This is a genomic window from Paenibacillus arenosi (genome assembly GCF_014841135.1).
Lineage (GTDB): Bacteria > Bacillota > Bacilli > Paenibacillales > Paenibacillaceae > Paenibacillus_B > Paenibacillus_B arenosi.
Genome location: NZ_JACYTN010000003.1, coordinates 451,405 through 467,482 on the forward strand (window position 1 = coordinate 451,405; position 16,078 = coordinate 467,482).

General features: G+C 44.2%; 11 protein-coding genes. All 11 read left to right on the top strand.

Annotated features, from left to right (window positions below; translation table 11 throughout):
• Nucleotides 1-9: 9 nt before the first annotated feature.
• The 11 genes from IFO66_RS07935 (at nucleotide 10) to IFO66_RS07985 (ending at nucleotide 16,067) form a co-directional block, all read left to right on the top strand.
• A complete protein-coding gene (locus IFO66_RS07935; RefSeq protein WP_192024602.1) occupies nucleotides 10-570 on the top strand; it encodes a hypothetical protein in 561 nt (186 codons plus the stop codon).
• 224 nt (nucleotides 571-794) lie between these two features.
• The gene (locus tag IFO66_RS07940) at nucleotides 795-1,082 is read left to right on the top strand and encodes an alpha/beta-type small acid-soluble spore protein (RefSeq protein ID WP_192024603.1); all 288 of its coding nucleotides are present in this window, start codon (nucleotides 795-797) and stop codon (nucleotides 1,080-1,082) included.
• 181 nt (nucleotides 1,083-1,263) lie between these two features.
• On the top strand, nucleotides 1,264-2,463 hold the full coding sequence (gene metK / locus IFO66_RS07945; protein ID WP_192024604.1) for a methionine adenosyltransferase: 1,200 nt from the start codon (nucleotides 1,264-1,266) through the stop codon (nucleotides 2,461-2,463).
• A gap of 159 nt (nucleotides 2,464-2,622) precedes the next feature.
• The gene (locus IFO66_RS07950) at nucleotides 2,623-6,987 is read left to right on the top strand and encodes an Ig-like domain-containing protein (protein WP_192024605.1); all 4,365 of its coding nucleotides are present in this window, start codon (nucleotides 2,623-2,625) and stop codon (nucleotides 6,985-6,987) included.
• Between the two features lie 136 nt (nucleotides 6,988-7,123).
• Nucleotides 7,124-7,261 carry a hypothetical protein gene (locus IFO66_RS07955; protein WP_192024606.1) on the top strand — a complete coding sequence of 46 codons (138 nt, stop codon included), beginning with the start codon at nucleotides 7,124-7,126 and terminating at the stop codon, nucleotides 7,259-7,261.
• On the top strand, nucleotides 7,258-9,948 hold the full coding sequence (locus IFO66_RS07960; protein WP_192024607.1) for a stalk domain-containing protein: 2,691 nt from the start codon (nucleotides 7,258-7,260) through the stop codon (nucleotides 9,946-9,948). The genes IFO66_RS07955 and IFO66_RS07960 overlap by 4 nt, the downstream gene beginning before the upstream one ends.
• A 62-nt stretch (nucleotides 9,949-10,010) precedes the next feature.
• On the top strand, nucleotides 10,011-11,171 hold the full coding sequence (locus IFO66_RS07965; RefSeq protein ID WP_144991981.1) for a sensor histidine kinase: 1,161 nt from the start codon (nucleotides 10,011-10,013) through the stop codon (nucleotides 11,169-11,171).
• A 4-nt stretch (nucleotides 11,172-11,175) separates the two neighbouring features.
• Nucleotides 11,176-11,898 carry a response regulator gene (locus tag IFO66_RS07970; RefSeq protein WP_028593804.1) on the top strand — a complete coding sequence of 241 codons (723 nt, stop codon included), beginning with the start codon at nucleotides 11,176-11,178 and terminating at the stop codon, nucleotides 11,896-11,898.
• Between the two features lie 278 nt (nucleotides 11,899-12,176).
• Nucleotides 12,177-12,620, top strand: coding sequence for a glycosyltransferase family 2 protein (locus tag IFO66_RS07975; protein ID WP_192024608.1), 444 nt, complete (start codon nucleotides 12,177-12,179; stop codon nucleotides 12,618-12,620).
• Between the two features lie 330 nt (nucleotides 12,621-12,950).
• Complete coding sequence (locus IFO66_RS07980) at nucleotides 12,951-14,993, top strand: ATP-dependent helicase ComFA (protein WP_192024609.1); 2,043 nt, start codon at nucleotides 12,951-12,953, stop codon at nucleotides 14,991-14,993.
• 150 nt (nucleotides 14,994-15,143) lie between these two features.
• Nucleotides 15,144-16,067 (top strand): ComF family protein, encoded by a 924-nt coding sequence (locus IFO66_RS07985; protein ID WP_192024610.1) that lies wholly within the window; start codon nucleotides 15,144-15,146, stop codon nucleotides 16,065-16,067.
• The last annotated feature ends 11 nt before the right edge of the window (nucleotides 16,068-16,078 follow it).

The window sequence follows — 16,078 nt, forward strand, 5'->3', positions numbered from 1 at the left end:
GGGTAAGAAATGAAGCAAATTAAATTTAAAGCTGCGTTCATTCTAACATTATGTCTTGGTACGAGTATTATGGTTGCGAGCAGCTTTAGTGCGCTAAGTGCCCAGCCAGGAAATTCTCAAGATCCACTTGTTACGAAGAGCTATGTTGATAAGCAGATTCAGGATTTGAAAGCCGAATTAGGCAAGGGTAATGGCTCCGGCACAACAGGAGGTAATAAGCCTTCTGAAGGTACAGACAAGCCTGAGGTAGAAAGTTCAGCTCTAAAGATAGTTACAATTAAGCCTGGTCAAATGCTAATAGGTAAGGCAGGTACTGAATTCGTAGTCCGTGCTGGAAAGTCAACGGCTTACAGTTCGGATGCGAGTGGTGTGTCTGACTTAACAGATGGTAAAGACTTAACTAACGGCATGACGGTAGTGAATAATCATCTATTGTTATTCCCAAGGGATGGCCGTGGTATTACAGCTTCCGACACACCTAAAAATCAAGTTGTCGTCGCTGTGCGTGGCGGCTATGAAGTGAAACAAGCTCCTGTTGAGGAGTCAACGGAGCAATCAACAGGAAAGTAACTTAAATACGCACGTAGTACTTGATTAATTCGTCAGCCTGATGCTGACAATGACAAAGTATGCACTTCATGTAATGAAGAGCGGCAGCGATGCCGCTCTTTCTTGTTATAGGAAGAACCAGAAATGATTCCTTCGAGTGTATGTGTAAGTACAGCACATACTATGACCATCTAATCCACTGATGTTTATGGTGAACACCATACACAAACAAGGAGGGAATTTTGATGGCTAACAAAAAGAAATTGGTTCCTGCAAGTAAGGATGCACTATATCGCATGAAGTATGAAATTGCAGCTGAGTTAGGGCTTCCTGTATCTTATAACGGCATTCAGAGTGGATTGGCGGACACTGAATTTGGCTCAGAATTAGGTACAATTCCCGTATCGGGATATGGAATTTCTTCGCGTGATAGCTGGGGTCACTTATCTTCAAGAGATGCTGGTTCTGTTGGTGGGACGATAACAAAACGCCTTATTCAACAAGCCGAAAAAACACTTTATGGGCAATTATAATTAATAAGTAATATAAGGAAGATGAAATTTGTCAACATTGATTGACATGTCCCCCTAAATACAGTAATATGATTTCTCGAAGGCTGGTATAACAACCTTTTCCAAGTGGAAAAGGTACTTTTTTTGTTATAGGCATTCCTAAGAGAATAGCCTACATTATTGGTATGGGGGGTTGAGTCCAATGTCTATTAAAGGACGCCACTTATTCACTTCCGAATCCGTTACTGAAGGTCATCCAGATAAAATCTGTGACCAAATCTCAGATGCGGTATTGGACGCCTTTCTCGCTAATGACCCGAATGCTCGGGTAGCGTGTGAAGTATCCGTCGCGACAGGACTAGTTCTTGTTATCGGAGAAATTAGCACTAAAGCCGATTATGTTGATATCCCATCTATCGTACGCAACACGATTAAAGATATCGGTTATACACGTGCGAAGTATGGTTTCGATTACAATACGTGTGCAGTTTTGACTTCCCTTAACGAACAGTCTCCTGACATTGCGCAAGGGGTTAACGAAGGAATTGAAACACGTACAGAAGATGCTAAGGAAGAGCGCGATAATATCGGTGCTGGCGACCAAGGCTTGATGTTCGGTTTTGCAACGAACGAGACGCCTGAGTTAATGCCGCTTCCGATCGCGTTGTCCCACCGTCTAGCACGTCGCTTGTCCGAAGTGCGCAAGAACGGTACGTTTGGCTACCTGCGTCCAGATGGAAAGACGCAAGTAACGATTGAATATCAAGATGGCAAGCCAGTACGTGTAGATACAATTGTTGTATCGACTCAACATGCTGAGGATGCTACTCTTCAACAAATTCAATCCGACATCCTAGAATATGTTATTAAACCTGTTGTCCCAACTGAATGGTTGGACAGCGAGACTAAATATTTCATTAACCCAACTGGTCGCTTCGTTATTGGTGGACCTCAAGGGGATGCTGGTCTTACTGGCCGCAAAATTATCGTTGATACGTACGGTGGTTATGCTCGTCATGGTGGCGGTGCGTTCTCCGGTAAGGATCCTACAAAAGTTGACCGTTCTGCAGCATACGCAGCGCGCTACGTAGCGAAAAATATCGTAGCAGCAGGTCTTGCTGACAAGTGTGAAATCCAATTGGCTTATGCAATTGGTGTAGCACAACCAGTATCCGTAAACGTTGATACGTACGGTACAGGCAAGGTCGAAGAAGAAAAGCTCGTTGAGCTTATCCAAAACAATTTTGACCTTCGTCCAGCAGGTATCATTCGTATGCTCGACTTGCGTCGTCCTATTTACAAGCAAACGGCTGCTTATGGTCACTTTGGCCGCACAGATGTTGAGCTTCCATGGGAGCAAGTTGATAAGGCTGAAGCATTGCGCGAGCAAGCTGGTCTATAATATTTTCACTCGCAATTTTTCGTTATCATTATAATTAGAGAGCTTTGGACAGTGTCCAAAGCTCTTTTTTTATATCCTTACTTGCCATAACTCTAAACATTTACACACATTTGTCCGAAAATATATGTACGAGTGTCTTTTTTCGGAGGGATAAAATACATGAAACGATATCTATCAGCAATACTAGCCATAATGCTTATACTGCAAGGAAGTTTGGCCTATCAAACTGCTCCTTATGCGGCAGCACAATCGGGCCAAGTTACAATTCTCAACAGTGGCCCTCAAGTCATTAGTTACTCACCAATTTCAGGAAATGAAGCGGTGCAGAAGGATGCCGTTTTTTCAATCACATTTTCAGAGCCTGTGCTAATGAAAGATAACGGGTTCATAATGGTTTATCAAGCGCAAGATAACAAAGCAGTTGGGAAGATTGAGAAGAAGGATGTCACGATTCATCAATCTGTGGCATCGTTCAGGATTCCTAATTTACAAGCGAACACCTACTACTATCTTCAAACAGATTCAGCAAGCTTTGAAGGCAGTAGTGGGAGCTTTGCGGGAATTCAAGGTGCCTACCAATGGCGCTTTAAGACAAGCGGAGATGCTAATACTGGTCCAATTACAGTGTCAGCACAATCTCCTGCCAATGGTGGCATTGGTGTACCTGTTAGCACATCGTTAGAGCTTACTTTTAATAAGGTCGTATTTGCCAATCAAGGTCATGTTGTGATTAAAGATCAAAATGGTGCGACCGTAGAAACGATTGCTATAACAAGTTCACGTGTCACTCAATTAGGCACCAACCAAATTAAAGTCGCAGGACCGTTTAATTTGAAAAATTTCACGACGTACCATGTAACGATTACACCTGGTGCACTTAAAGATGGTAACGGACAAGACTATGCTGGTTTAGTCGATGGGCAATGGAGCTTCCGTACGGTATCGGCTAACAATGTTGCTCCGACGTTGACCGCTACAGCTCCGCAGCACAAAGCAGGAGGAGTCGCTGTTAATGCAGAGATGAATCTTGTTTTCAATGAAGAGATCCTTAAAGGTTCGGGAAATATACATGTGAAACGACTTCGTGATAATGATACGAAGACGATTAATGTACAATCTGGGGACGTTTCTGTGGTAGGACATAACGTAACTTTACGGTTGGGTGGTTTGCAGCCTAATACAGAGTACTACGTGCTTATAGACAATGGGGCATTTATTGATTCAGATGGAATACCGTATGCAGGTATATCTACCGCCAACGTGTGGAACTTTACCACTGAGGTGGGTAAGGATTCCTCTGCATTGGCGGTTACACAGTACTTGCCTGCTAATGGAAGCTCGGGGATATCTACTAAACCCCAGCTAACTCTGACATTTAATAGACCTGTGTATCCGGGTAATGGTAATGTTGTTATTAGAAGGGCGAGCGATGATCAGCCTATTCAAGAGTCTAGCGTCAATTCCTCAGCTATTTCAGGAGGAGGAACAAATACGATACATATTCATTTATCGAGCACGCTTACGGATAATGAAAACTATTATGTATTAGTATCAGATGGAGCATTTCGTGATGTAAATGGTGTTTCTTATGCAGGTATCCAAAATAAGAATACATGGTCTTTTAAAGTATCCTCAGATACAAGTTTGCCAGCGATCTCTTCTGTATCTCCAAGTGATCAATCACGTAATGTGCCGTTAAGCACAGAACTCGTTATGACAATGAATAAGGAAGTACAATTAGGAAACGGAAGTATTACGTTGAAGCGAAGCGGTAGCTATAGCCATCCTGTAGATGTGAGTGTTAATCCTTCGAACAAGCGTCAGGTTCGTATTAAGCCGCGTTCTGCACTTGCATCTGGTACAAGTTATACTGTAGATATTGGTAAAGATGCTGTTAAAGACCTGGCGGGTAATTCTTATCCTGGGAGTACAAATGCATGGCGCTTTAATACGATAGTACCTGATACAGTTGCACCCACACTAGAATCAGCAGTTATGGCCAAAACCAATATGATAGAGCTAACTTACAATAAAGATTTAGATAGCTCAAGCATCCCTTACACGGATAACTTTAAGGTTGTTGTCAATGATGAAACGAGACCATTAGTAAGTGTATTTGTACATGGCGATAAAGTGCAAATTTATCTTCAAAGTGGAATTGCTGTAGGTCAAGTGGTTAAGTTGTCCTATACGCAAGGTGTTATTCCTCTGAAAGATCGAAATGGGAACCGAGTGCCGAGCATTTCAAATCGGGATGTAACAAACAAAATTGAAGAATCGATGTCTCGTATTACTAGTGCATTAGCTGTTGGAACCGTTGTACAAGTTACATTTAACGAATGGCTAAAAGAAATTGATACTCGTGCTACCTCGCAATTTAAGGTGACCATTGATGGAATAGCTTACACACCGATAGCTATTCAAGGTGGTAATAGCTCGATGATAACGTTGACCCTAGGTACAACGATTACGGATGGGCAAGTTGTAACGCTTCAGTATCAGCCAGGTTCATATCCTTTGAAAGATAAGTATGATGCGAATATTGCAGGCATTGGTCCTTTGTACATTCGCAATTCGGTAGATACGAAAGCGCCTAACTTACTGTCTACCCACGTAGATGGGGGAAAAGTAATACTCACTTATAATGAGGGGCTTAATACAGAGCTACTTCCTATGAAAAGCCATTATTCTGTACTGGTCAATGATAAAGCACGGTATGTGGATAAAGTTGAAATACGTAGCAATCAAGTCATTTTGACTCTAAAGTCCGGCGTAACGAATCGGAATGATGTAGTTACTCTATCTTATGTGCCTGGTGCACAAAGAATTGTAGATTTATCAGGTAATCACGCACCACAATTTAGTCTTATAACAGTAGGGAATCAAACGGATACAAGTCTACCACAATTAAATAAAGCATATTTAAATGGGGACACCTTAACGCTGGAGTTCTCAAAGCAATTAGACAACTTATCGATTCCGGCGCAAACAAGCTTTTCGCTACGTGCAGACAACAAAACGGAGGCTATTCGATCCGTACGTGTCAACAATTCGATTGTAACATTAACGTTATTCAATTCGATTAGTAATGCACAATCCATTAAGTTAACATACAGCTCGCCATATGCTTATCCGTTAGTGGATATGGGCGGAACTAAAGTTCGCAGCTTCTCTAACTTCGACGTTGCACTCGGTTCTTCTAATGGTTCCAATAATGGAGGTACGTCTTCTGTGGGTCAGCCTGCAAACACAGAAGAAGCAGCTTACACGTTGTTTTTATCAAAAGTGTTGTTAGTTAAGACTGAAGCTACAACTAAGAACATAGATATGTCACGGAATAAGCAGCATACAAACAAATATACAGTCAAGCAGGATCACTGGAAGTCCTCTATGGAATACGCGATCCAAAAAGGACTAAATGCAGTTGTTATTGATGTACCGACAAGTGAGAAGGCAGCTATGGTAGCAATCCCACTTAAGCCAATTGAGGAAGTCATGAGTGCTGGTAAAGATCTTAAAATTGGTGTGCGATACGGTGACTGGATGTACACCATTGCACTTCGTGATCTGCCGCTGCAAAATATTTCAAATCAGCTGAATACTTCTGCTTCAAGTGCAACCTTGCTATTGCAAATTGAGAAGCAAACAGGTTCATCTTCGTTGTATACGGGTTGGTTGACGAAAGAGTCGGGACAAGATGTTACAGGCGTACATGATTTCAATGTATCTGCGTTTACGTCTGTTCCATCAGTTAAGGCGATTGATGTTCAGGTGAAAACACAAATTAACTATCGCTCTAGTACTGCACTTGATAAAAATAAAACGATTGCAGTTATGCTTGATTCTCTAGCCGTGCGTCTAGGCTATGTGCCAACTCAGATTCAGTCTGAACAAGGTGCTCATGTTCTGCAAAGCCAAGCACCGAGCAATGAACGTATTGCTATTGTTAACAGTACAAGAACGTTCTCGGATACAGCTGGACACTGGGCAGTTGGGGACATTAATGCACTAGCTGGAAGATTTATAGCGGATGCAGCCTCAGGGGATCAGTTCCAACCAGATCGCAGCGTGACTCGTGCTGAGTTTGCGGTAATGATTACAAGAGGCTTAGGTCTAAAAGGTGATCCGAACCAAGTTAGTAGCTTCAAGGATGTATCCAGAAACCATGCTGATGCACCTTACATAGGGGCAGCAGTTAAAGCAGGCATTATTTTAGGATATGAAGATCGAACATTTAAACCGAACGATCCGATTACTCGTGAGCACATGTCGATGATGATGATCCGTGCGATGAAGACGGCAGGCTATACACAACAGCTCTCGAAGTCTGTAGATAGCTATTTCGCTCGATTCAGTGATCGTGGCCAGTTCGCTTCCAAATCCAAAGATACCGTTGCTCAGGCGTTGGAGGCAGGTATTATTCAAGGAATGAGCCAAAACACATTCGGAGTTCGTACGAAAGCGACTCGTGCACAAGCTACATCGATGATTAGACGTATGCTTGAGAAAATACAATACATGTAGTCAACTAAAAGCTAGCAGTTTGAAGCTCTTTCATTCTGCTAGCTTTTTTGTGCAGTTTTTCTAGAATCATAGCGATATGGTTAGTAAATACAGTGAAATAGACGAAACTTTTTATGGAAATTAGGAGTCTATAACTATGAATATAGTAGTGTATACATATAACTGTATACTCTTGGCAGAAATAAGCGGGTTAATAGGTAATAGAAATGAGTGGCTTAAGCGTAATGCAGAATGGGAGAAGCCGCGACTACTTTGGGGAGTGAATCGAAAGTGACAGAAGCAACAACGCAAGTACGTACAACTCGTCGTTCAAAATGGATGGTGTTTCTTATCAGTACAGCCATGCTAGTGACGATGAATGGAGCAACTGGGTTGACTGCGTATGCAGATAGTCAAACAGAAGAGCAGTATCAGACTCAACAATTACGAGCCAATTCATCCATGACTAGAACGTCTGAAGAGATTGTAACTTCAGGTGTGCTGCGTCAGCAATACAAATACAAGTCCAAGACGAACATTCATGTATTGCGTGCTGATTTGAGCAATCCATATGTGAAGCTTGATGTCATGACCGGAAAAGAAAATAAATTAAATACCCATCAAAATGTATCGGGTATGGCAAAGGAAAATGGAGCAGTTGCCGCTGTTAATGGCGACTATTATGATATGAAGAGAGAAGGGGCACCAATGGGCGCTCAAATCTCTGGAGGCCAGATGATAACCAGCCCATCTGAGCTCATAGGGATGTACGCTTTTGGTTTGTCCAAAGACCGTAAGCCGAGTATTGATCATTATACGTTCGAGGGCAACGTTACAAGCGACAGCGGTGCCACGTTCCCGCTTGCAGGTATAAATAAAACAACATATATGATGGAACCGAATAACTCGTACAGTCACGTAAACAACATGTACATTTACACGAGTGCTTGGAAAAATAAAGAACGACCTAAGAACAGTTCCACAACCGCAACAGAAGCGCTTGTGCGCGATGGAGTCGTAGTAGAATTTGGCGATAAAGGTGGTTTGCCTATCGTTGTACCGGAGGACGGATTTATTATCCGCGGACACGGGAAAGCAGCAGACTATATGCGAGAGCATATGCAGGTTGGTGCTGCAGTGAAAGCAGACTATCATTTGCTTTCTAAGACAACGGGACAGCAGGTTAATCCAAATCAGTTCGACATGATGGTAGGCGGTCACACACTATTAGTAGAAAATGGAGCAGCATCTGGCTATACTCGTGAAATTGCTAATATAAGTGGTAGCTCATCCCGTGCGAGAACGGCTATTGGTTACTCCAAGGATGGAAGATTCGTTTATATGGTAACTGCAGAGAAAAGCGATTCTAGCAAAGGATTAACACTGAAAGAGCTTCAAGATGTCCTAGTAAGCTTGGGAAGCTGGAAGGCAGTTAACTTGGATGGTGGCGGATCAACAACGATGGTGCATCGCCCACTAGCTGAACAGGGCACTACGTTGACGCATAATACGGAGTATGGCCAAACACAGCGAAATGTGGTTAACGGTATTGGCGTGTATACAACAGCACCTCAAGGTGAAGTGAAAGGTATGGTACTGTCAGGTTCGAAGAAATTGTTTATTGGTCAGCAAGCAAGCTATGCGGTAAAAGCGTATGACCAATATTACAACCCAGTTGAAGCAGCGAACCTTAATACTGCGTGGAAGTCTGGAAATAGCGTGCTCGCATGGAACGGAGAATCTTTTGAAGCGAAGAAGTCGGGCGAAGGACAAGTTATCGCACAATCAGGCAGTTCCAAAGAAACACTGTCCGTTGATGTTATCGGCGCAACTGATCTAGAGGCGTTGTATATTGCTAGTTCAACGGCACCGCTGCAAGCAGGAACTTCAGTTGCAGTACCTGTACGTGCGAAGCTTAAAGACGGAAGTACGGTGAATGTACCAGCAGAATCGATCAAGTGGGAATTCAAAGGCTTCCAGGGCAATGTGAAAAATGGAGTGCTGCATGTAACAGCTGTAGATAAAAATGCAAAAATAGGCTATGCGTTTGCTAGCTATGACGGTATTAAGACGATGATTCCATTGTCAGAAAGCACGGAAACACTGCTTGAGAACTTTAACGGTTCCACTTTGTCTCCAAGCTTTGCTGGATTGCCAAAGGCAACTACAGCAGGTCAAACCTCTGTTGTGGGCGGTTATGAAGGACGTAGTGCATCAGACAAAGTATTAAAACTTAATTATGATATGTCAAATGGTACTGGCAATAAATTTGCTTATTCCATTGTAAATGGCAGTAAGGGTATTTCACTTGGAGGAGCGCCTACTTCATTTACGCTTGACGTGTACAGTGATAATAGCAGCAATTGGCTGCGTGCCGAAATCATTGATGGCAGCGGTAAAGCGCATATGGTCGATGTAGCTAAGTCATTGAACTGGAATGGATGGAAGAACCTTAAGGTTGATTTGTCTGATGTTAAGGGTGGTGGCCCTTATACGTTGAAGAAGCTGTATGTCGTTAATCTTGAAGATGGTCAAGAGCAGCGTGCTTCCGTTGGAGAAGTTGCTTTTGATAATATGAAGGCGATGCTGCCAGCAGGTACAATCTCAATGCCGAAGGCAGATATGAAGCTGACAGTAGGTAGCAAACAGATTACAGTGAATGGCAAGAAGAAGACCATTGATGTGTCTCCTCTTGTGTTGAATGGTACAACTTATGTACCGGTTAAAGTGATATTGGACGAATTCGGTGGTCAAGCTACTTGGAATAGCGGAGCTAAGAAAGTTACGGTACTTCGGGGAGATGATTATTTGGAGTTAACGGTTAATGACAAGTCTTACTTCAGCAATGGTCAACGTAAGTTGGCGGAAGTGTCACCCATTATCCGAAGTAGCAGGACTTTAGTCCCGTTGAGGCTCGTTTCCGAACAATTAGGCCTATCCGTAAATTGGGAACCAAAGTCGAAGTCCATTACTATCCGCTGATATGGTATGATAAAGGTCGATAGATCCAACTACCCTTTTCAAGGCAAGGAGACGGAGAACGCGTGGACCATCAAGTCGACCAAATCGATCGTGTCATAAAGAATGCCACGAAAGTCATGCAGGATAGTCAATATCAAATCTACGAAATTCTAAAGGCGGCTCGTGATGAGGCTGCTAATCTTCAATATCAAATGACGGAGCTGATGGAAGAAACGGCCCGCATTTGTGATAAGGTAGACGAGCTGGAACGAAAATTTCGTCTGGCTCGTTCGCGTTTAACTGAAGTTAGTCGTGACTTCTCCAAATTCAGCGAGGAAGACAGCAAGAACGCTTACGAAAAGGCTACTCAATATCAGGTTGAGTTGATGATTTTTCGTGAAAAAGAGAACTATTTGAAGACGCGCCGTGATGATCTGTCCAAACGAATGCGCAATGTCGATGCTTCCATAGAGAAAGCAGAAACGATTGGTTCTCAAATGAGTGTAGTTCTTGACTACTTGTCAGGTGATTTGACACAGGTGACAAGAATTTTGGAATCAGCCAAAAATCGTCAGCTTCTAGGACTTCAGATTATATTGGCCCAGGAAGAAGAGCGTAAACGTATCGCTCGTGATATACACGACGGTCCTGCTCAGTCTCTGGCCAACGTAGTTCTTAGGACGGAAATTGTAGAAAGAATGCTGTCGAAGCAGGAATTTGAAGTGGTTCAGGACGAAATAGTAGATTTGAAGTCACAGTTGCGTGGTGGTCTTGAAGAAATTCGAAAAGTTATTTTCAATTTAAGACCTATGACGTTGGACGATCTGGGGTTAGTCCCAACGTTGCGCAAATTTGTGCATGATTTTGAAGAGAAGATGAAAGTGAAGACGATGTTGGAAGTGAAAGGGCAAGAACGTCGCCTGAAGTCGGCTATGGAAGCCGCCATTTTCCGATTGGTACAAGAAATGTTTACGAATGCTGCTAAGCATGCTGATCCCTCTTATGTGTCATGTAAACTGACCTACGAGGAGAATGAGGTTCAACTTGTTGTTGAAGATAACGGCCAAGGGTTCAATGTGGAATCGTTGGAGTCTATTTCTAAAGAACAAGGCCATTTCGGCATCATTGGTATGAAAGAGCGCGTAAAGTTGCTGGAAGGCCGTATGCAGATTCGATCGAGTAGAGATCAGGGAACTCAACTATCATTTTTTATACCAATAAATGTAGAAAAGAGAGAGGAGTAAGTGTATGGAGAGTCGTAAGACGGGTAGAAGTACAATCAAAGTACTCCTTGCTGACGATCATCAGCTGTTCCGTGAAGGATTGAAACGTATTCTCAATATGGAAGATGATTTGGAAGTAATTGGAGAGTGCGGTGATGGGATACAGGTATTAGAGTTCTGCAACCACGAGGTGCCGGACGTAGTATTGATGGATATCAACATGCCTGTTGAAAATGGAGTAGTTGCAACGGAACGAATGAAAGATATATTCCCTAATGTTAAGGTCATTATTTTATCGATCCACGATGATGAAAGTTATGTCTTCGAAACGCTCCGCAAAGGTGCTACCGGTTACCTGCTTAAAGATATGGAAGCCGATTCACTCATTAATGCTATTCGCTCCGTTGTTGCAGGCCATGCTTTTATTCACCCAAAAGTGACAGGTAAGTTGATTCAGCAGTTGCGTCGTATGACGTTGTTGGATGAGCGCGGCATTATGGATGAAGATGTTGTGAGAGAGTCTGGGGTAAGACTTAATCATATTGAAGGTAATCCGCTAACACGTCGAGAAGCTGAAGTGCTTCGTCTTATGGCAGAAGGCAAGAGCAATAAGATGATCGGTGAATATTTATTTATTAGTGAAAAGACGGTCAAAAACCATGTGAGCAGCATCCTGCAGAAGATGGAAGTTGATGATCGGACGCAGGCAGTTATTAACTCGATCAAAAATGGTTGGGTGACATTGTAAGTGAAGCAGGTTATGTGATGTAATCGTCGATACATATGTGTGAAGTATGAACGATGATAAGAGGCAGGAACACGCCATTATAATTGATTGAAATCAAAAGTGAGATCTCATTGTACCATGCATTTATTTCACACCTAGAATTCGTGGACGTAGGAAACGAATGATATTGGTTCCGACTACGGTGTACAACTTCTAGAAAAAAAGTGAAAAATGACGACGCTTGTCCGTCACCGTAGCGCATTTTGCGGCATACACTTGGTAGTAAGGAGGTGGGCCGCATGATCACGATGTTAGGTTGGATCGTATTGTGCTACGGATTGGCGGCAGTGGCTGTTCATCTAGCACACCGGCTTACGAAGAAGCTGCGGGGAAATCGTCCGCAACCTTGGATACATGTTGTTATAGTTGCGCATAATGATGAGCGCCATTTGGAATGGATTATACGTGCTTACTGTTGGTATGCTTGGTTCAAAGGCAAGCGTTTGGAGATATCGGTATTGGATGGCGGATCGACGGATGAGACTCTACTGATTGTCAATCGCATGATGGGGCGATATGGAGTCGTTTGTCATGTTATGAGCGAATCAACAGTGAAGGCACGTGATGCACGTGTCGTGGAGTTACAGCAAGCCCAAGAAGCAGAGGAGACGCAAATTATTCTTTATTTGCACCGTCAAGATGATTGGCGGAAGCTTCCCTTTTTGGCTGGCAGCACGGTGTAGGCGGCGCTGGCGTCGTTGGGTACGCCGCAGGCGTCGATGAGAGCGGATTCAAGTTGCAATGAAAGCATGCATCTGCTCATACGGTCGATTGAATGTGAGCAGAATGGATGCTTTCAAGCTAGATGCATATCGCAGTAACATACGAATTGTTGTAACGGTGGAATACTCAAGTTAAGTCGGTAGTTGAAGTTTATTTCATACTTGAGCATTTCGGTAAGGATATTTTGAATATTTGAAGTGATGTGAAGCACACATCGCCCTGATGGCAATCAGAGTGAGTGTGCTTTTTTATTTTACTCAGATGATTTTGCTAAGAAGGAGGTAACACATATGTTATGGCTATACGCGATTAAGCTAGTAGGACGTTGGGAACTGAGATTTTCATTGGATTGGCGAGTGGATGTGTGTCATTGGGGAACTACTTCGTGTGAGGAGACAGTTTGCTTGGACGATTACAAAGTAGTGCTGTGGTATTCAAGAGTACCTATTGATGTAGCTCTATATGCCGTAGAAAAGTATACGCAGCAATCGGGGATGGATCGTTGGGATGAAGAGAGTTGGAACCTGTATGGTGAGGCATTAGTGAACTCATTTGGTGAACAATTAAAAAGATTGAACGGTTATGTGTGGCTGAAGGCTAGGATATTTACCAATGGTGAGATGATAGCGATAGCTGCGCAGTTGATGCGTAGTAAGCACTCAGAGTTTGGAAAAAGTGGAGGTGCGGATATATATGTTCGCGCTGTAGACGAAACGTTGGAAAGTCAGATGTCTGTATATGGCCGATTAATGTCCTTGCTATCAGGGAAAGCACTGCTTGAAAGTGAAATAAGAAGCGTGGTCGAGCATCATCAATTTGTGTTGAGTGATGAGCAATTGTTAGGTTTGTTGCAGCAAGGTGTGTTGGACGGGCACATTGAACTGACAAATGGAGTAACTGGAAGCGATAGTGGTGAGGGTGAAGCTAAGGGTGCGCTGAGTAGGCAGTTTAGAAAAATGGTTTCTGCTATATGTTCTAATCCTGCACAGGGCAGACCGGGGTTGATTCAACGATCAGAGCGTTGTCGGCGCTGTGGTAGTAGAGGTGAGCAGCTGAGGGGCGCAAATTGCGAAAGATGTGGGTCTGAACGATGTTATATCTGTCTTGGTTGTTTGCAATTGGGACGAAGCCGAACATGTGGGTTGCTGATCATTGGAAAACGAAAGGACACGCGTTTACATGAACAGGTCGTAGCGACCGCCGTTAGTCATCATGCGGAGGAGTTGCATATAAAAGAACTACTTGAGCGTTTTGGTCTTGCTCCTGCTCAGCGTGATGCGAGCCAGTTGGCACTTCAATATTTGGAGAAGCACTGGCGGCTTGAGCAAGAAGCTAAGGGAGAGTTTCTTCTGTGGGCAGTAACGGGAGCGGGGAAGACGGAGATGATGTATCCGCTTGTTGCGCATGCGCTTCATCGAGGCGGACGTGTTTGCATTGCTACGCCGCGGCGTGATGTTGTGCTGGAGCTGAAGCCCCGTATAGCGAAAGCATTTGCAAATGTACGGGTCGTAACGCTCTACGGCGGCAGTGAAGAGCGGTGGGACCCGGGCGAGGTGACGCTTGCGACAACGCATCAGTTGATGCGGTTTCGCGAAGCGTTTGATTTGGTTGTTGTGGATGAGCTGGATGCGTTTCCGTTCCACAACAACCCGATGCTTGAACGGGCCGCTAGGCAGGCGTGCGCGCCTGGCGGAGCGTTTGTGTATTTGTCGGCAACGCCGCCGAAGGCGATGCAACGAGCCGTGCGGCGGGGCCGACTCGCACAGGCGATTGTGCCTGTGCGGTATCATCGTGAGCCGCTGCCTGTGCCGGGGCGGCTCACGATGCCTGCAGTGGCCCGCCAGATTGTAGGCGGGCGGTTGCATGGGCGACTGGTGAAGGTGATACACCAGTCGCTGAAGCGGGGCGCGCAGCTGTTTATATTTGCTTCGCGAATCCGCCAAATTAATGGGATCGTACGTCTGCTGCGTGCTGCGTTGCCTGGATATACTGTCGAAGGCACGTCTGCTGCTGATGAAGAGCGGACAGAAAAAGTACAACAGTTTCGTAATGGAGCCATTACATTGTTAGTTACGACAACCATTTTGGAACGTGGTGTTACTGTTCCTAAAAGTGATGTCATTGTATTGGATGCAGATGACAAATTATTTGATGCATCCTCACTTGTACAGATGGCAGGTCGCGCTGGACGATCTAAGGATGATCCGCACGGTCTCGTTTATTTTGCAGCTCCACAATGGACCAAGCCACAGCGAGAGGCAGTGGCTCAGATTAAACGAATGAATAGACTTGCCAAGCGCGGAGGTTATTTAAGAACAGAGGGCGCGCTGTGAAATATTGAATAAACGGTCATCTGCTGTCTCAAATAGCATCTAGCATCTTGGAATGATGAGAATGTTCTTTAGTTACATCTTTGAATTTATAAAATAAAACAGGCCTTATATGCTTGATATGGTCCATGAATGAAGGAGTGGAGATGGCACATGAATGCGCCAAAAGGTTGGTATGAAAGTGTGAGTATGCCCCGTTTTGGTATATGTATAGGTTGTGAGGGGAAGATTCCGTATGTGTCGGCTCGCAATACCGAGAAGAAGTTAGGTGGGAGAAGTCGATCGCACAGATCCTCAACATATTCTGTTGCATCTTGGAGTAGGCAGCTGTGCGCATCATGTCAATCATCCATATCCTATATTGAACAAATTGGCTGCCCACATTGTGGGAGAGCAGTTCGCTGCACGGATTGCGAGCGACATCCACTATTTGTTCACGGTCTTACGGCAAATCGAAGTGCTGTTGCCTACAGCGAGGAAATGAAAGCATGGCTTCATCGTTTCAAATTTCAAGGCGATGTAGGCTATGCAGCTATCATGGCGGGGATGATGCTGCACCGTTATGAGCTGCTAGCTGCGACGATTGCGAACTTTCATCAGCAGATTTCCATTGCACCATTGCCTCTTTACGAGCGTCTGCGGCGCTGGTTATATCAGCTTCCGTCTGTCCCATACCCGGACGTGGTCACTTTTGTTCCGTCCACGGCAGAGCGTTTGGTAGACCGCGGATTTAATCCCGCGGAGCGACTTGCCGAGCTGCTAGCAATATCGTGGGACTGCCCAGTCATGCCTTTGCTCACACGGATGACCGATCAAGGAAGGCAGAGCCACCTGGGGCGCAGTGGTAGGGAACTTGCACTAGCTGGAACTTACCGCTGCCATACTGAGGCTCTACAAATGCTTTGTGCAAATACAAATAAAAATACATCGAACAAATCCCCAATGTACATCCTACTCGTAGATGACGTGTACACGACGGGCAGTACTATTCGGGCTTGTGCAGGAGCATTGACAGGTGCTCTTCGTAACTACGGAATTTCAGCAATTATTTGCAGTTACACATGGGCACGTGCCTGAAATTCGTTGTT

Bases quoted from the DNA above. Each gene is read 5' to 3' on its own strand.
- metK (WP_192024604.1), top strand. From the start codon at position 1,264: ATGTCTATTAAAGGACGCCACTTATTCACTTCCGAATCCGTTACTGAA.
- IFO66_RS07955 (WP_192024606.1), top strand. From the start codon at position 7,124: ATGAATATAGTAGTGTATACATATAACTGTATACTCTTGGCAGAAATA.
- IFO66_RS07970 (WP_028593804.1), top strand. From the start codon at position 11,176: ATGGAGAGTCGTAAGACGGGTAGAAGTACAATCAAAGTACTCCTTGCT.
- IFO66_RS07980 (WP_192024609.1), top strand. From the start codon at position 12,951: ATGTTATGGCTATACGCGATTAAGCTAGTAGGACGTTGGGAACTGAGA.
- IFO66_RS07985 (WP_192024610.1), top strand. From the start codon at position 15,144: ATGAATGCGCCAAAAGGTTGGTATGAAAGTGTGAGTATGCCCCGTTTT.
- IFO66_RS07975 (WP_192024608.1), top strand. From the start codon at position 12,177: ATGATCACGATGTTAGGTTGGATCGTATTGTGCTACGGATTGGCGGCA.
- IFO66_RS07935 (WP_192024602.1), top strand. From the start codon at position 10: ATGAAGCAAATTAAATTTAAAGCTGCGTTCATTCTAACATTATGTCTT.
- IFO66_RS07940 (WP_192024603.1), top strand. From the start codon at position 795: ATGGCTAACAAAAAGAAATTGGTTCCTGCAAGTAAGGATGCACTATAT.
- IFO66_RS07950 (WP_192024605.1), top strand. From the start codon at position 2,623: ATGAAACGATATCTATCAGCAATACTAGCCATAATGCTTATACTGCAA.